3 protein-coding genes are annotated in these 2865 nt (G+C 56.7%); all 3 read right to left on the bottom strand.

Annotated elements, in window-relative coordinates:
- Positions 1–279: hypothetical protein (locus FWD29_10160; protein ID MCL2804292.1), on the bottom strand; the 279-nt coding region annotated here is incomplete at its 3' end.
- A gap of 131 nt (positions 280–410) precedes the next feature.
- Positions 411–1289, bottom strand: a complete 879-nt coding sequence (locus FWD29_10155; GenBank protein MCL2804291.1) for a hypothetical protein — start codon at positions 1287–1289, stop codon at positions 411–413.
- A gap of 612 nt (positions 1290–1901) precedes the next feature.
- On the bottom strand, positions 1902–2865 hold a 964-nt coding region (locus FWD29_10150; protein ID MCL2804290.1), incomplete at its 5' end, for a hypothetical protein.

The raw sequence follows: 2865 nt of genomic DNA, 5'->3' as shown, positions 1-2865 counted from the left end.
GACAACCATGGTGCCCTTGTCAGGACCATCAGGTGCCCACGACCCCACGTCCGGGCTCACCTTCGAGCCAGGTACAAACAGCTGCGCGACCTGGTCACGCGCCTCGGCACTGGCCTTGCTCGAGACAAGCGCCACAGGGTCGGTTGCGAGTCCTTCAAGGGCGGCAGCCACCTCGTTTGCCTGGCCCGACGGACCATTGCCGCCACAGGCCACCAAACACAACACCAGGGCCAGTGTTGTCGCACACGCAAAGGTAATTCTGGCAGGTCTAGGTCTCATGCTGGTTCTTCTCCTATCCGGTGAATTGCTGTGCCGCAGCCGGGTCCCGGAGCTCTGGCACAAGGGCCGGATCCAGCCAAGGTGCAACTTGATGGTCGAACGCCCGCCCATCGCTGTCAAACTCGGCACCACTAGTCCACGTCCGCTTCCCAGATTATCCTCACCAGGACCGGGTCTGTGGGCTCGAAATGCTCGCCATCGCTTCCCTCAGAAAAGCCAATCACAATTGCGTTGCCCTCATATCTGTATTCGAAGGCGCCGTACCCCCAACCGGTTTGAGTATCTTCTTCTTCCGGTTCAATCCACTCCCACGCCTGCCCGAACAGTGCATCCAAATCGGTGATGCTTACCGTGCCCGATGGGCTGTCGACAATCTGCTGCAGCTCGCCCTGAAAAGCAATGCAAACCCCATCAGGTCGAAGACCCGATGGATCTCCCAAGTCCCCAACTCCTGTGGAATCCGAAAACCTAAACATGTAGTCCCCGAAGACGAAAATATATCCCTCCCGGACCTGGACCTCCCTGAATCTGCCTGCCTTCTCCTCTACGACTTCCGGCGGTTGACCGATCGACTCGAATACTGTGGGTTTGATCACAAGCCCGGTCTTGGGTGGGTCACCTGGGGAAGCCGGAGGCTCTTCTGGGACAATCTCGGTGATCTTCCAAGCCGAATCCTCAAGAATCACGATGACAATAATCGTCTGTGGATCTTGGTCAGGCGCTTCGACAGTGACAACCATGGTGCCTCTGTCGGGACCATCAGGCGCCCACGACCTCACGTCCGGACTCACCTTCGAGCCAGGCACAAACAGCTGCGCAACCTGCTTACGCGCCTCAGCACTAGCCTTGCTCGAAACAAGGGCCACAGGGTCAGTAGCGAGTCCTTCAAGGGCGGCAGCTACCTGGTTGGCCTGTTTCTCAAGCGACGGAGCATTGCTGCCGCAGGCCGCCATAGGCAGCAGAAGTGCCAAAGCCATGACGGCCAGAAGAAGGGTCCTGGTAGTTTTCACGACAATCCTCGTTTCGGCAACTCACGGCTAGTCCGCGCCAAGCGGCGACCCAACGCCAACGGCAGAGCACTGCATATGCAATACCGTAGCCCAAATGCCACTTACCGAACCGTTCTTGTTTAGGGGTATCGGACCCAGGTCCAAACACGCCGCTCGGGCGCAATCACTAGATGAGGATTTGTTGATCGGCCAGCCGGTCGCCAGGGTGACTACTGTGTGATTCCAGTTCACCGGGACATCGGCTTGGTCATCGGCGGTCGCCACTCGGTTCGACCCTGTAGTTGAGCCGGAGACCGGTATTGCCACATGAAGTGTCTCCCCCAGCGAGGGAGGCTGACGCGAGCCGCCAGTGGTGAGAGACGGTTCCACGCTGCCAGTGCATGGCGCCGTCTTGATGGATCTGCAAAGGCGCGGATCGCATGGGCGGGCATGCAATGGAAGCTCGCCGAATAACCTGGCCAGCTCCCTAGTTGTCCACATGAAAGCGGCTGGAGAGAGGCCCTGCGGCGAAAGCCGACGACTGCGGGCTGTGCGGTGCTGCAGGATCGAAAATAACAGAAAGAACTCGTTGAGCCGTTCGGTGGCCACGAGCCGCCGACCACCAATCCATCACTACCACCAGAAGTAGTGAGTGATACCCGGAAACCCATACCAGATTGAGTCCGGTGCATTTGAATTGTCATCACCCGAAGTTGTGGCTGAGAGTGTGTTGTTGGCCGCACCATAGATGTAGGTTTCTTCATACCTGGACCCGGAATTCACAAAGCCTTCTCCGGGGCTATCCCAATAGTTGTCGTCATACGAAGCGATAATCTTGCTCTGGTCAATGACCCGGTATTTCCCTGTGTCTCTGTTGCGATAGCCTACGCGAGTCACCAAGCCATCAGTGCCGAAATTCAGTTCATAGTCCGAAGCCCACTCAGTCGAATCATTCGTCCACGTTGTGCCCACGATATCCACCGCTAGATCGCAAGCATCATCGAACACCCACATGCCGTTCTCCCAAAGATAACACACATGAGTCGTCTCAGCCCACGGTTCGCCGCCACCGTCGAAGGTAGAGACAATTGTGATGTCGAAGCGGTTGTCGCTGTGTTTTTGGACAGTGAACTGCTCGTCTACTGGTCCTCCTTCACATCCATTTGGATCGGTTCCGGTGTAGAGTCTTCCGTCAATATCAGTCAGCACGAAGACCCTGACCATGCTTGCAATGCCTCGTTCGCTAAAGTACGGTTTGGCAAGATCTTGGAAGTCAGCCAGCGTCTTGATTCTGTCGTCTTTGACGCGGTAAACAACCCAGTCGTCGAGTGTAGCTGTGTCCTCATAATCCACGTCAAAGTCTCCACACACCCATTTGTCGGGAATGCCCTTTGCTTCTTTCAGTCTTGCAAGTACTTCCTCGTCCGTCGGTAGGGTCTCAGGTGGGTCGCTTGGGGAGGCCGGAGGTTCGTCTGGGACTATCTCGGTGATCTTCCAGGTTGAGTCCTCATACTCCACGATGACAGTGATTATCTGGGGATCTTGGTCAGGCGGCTCAACGGTGACAACCATGGTGCCCTTGTCAGGACCATCAGGT

It is taken from the genome of Micrococcales bacterium, assembly GCA_009784895.1.
In the GTDB taxonomy this organism is placed as follows: Bacteria; Actinomycetota; Actinomycetes; order Actinomycetales; family WQXJ01; genus WQXJ01.
The sequence above is the reverse complement of the archived record's forward strand: the minus strand, read 5'-3'. Positions and strand labels throughout refer to the sequence as shown.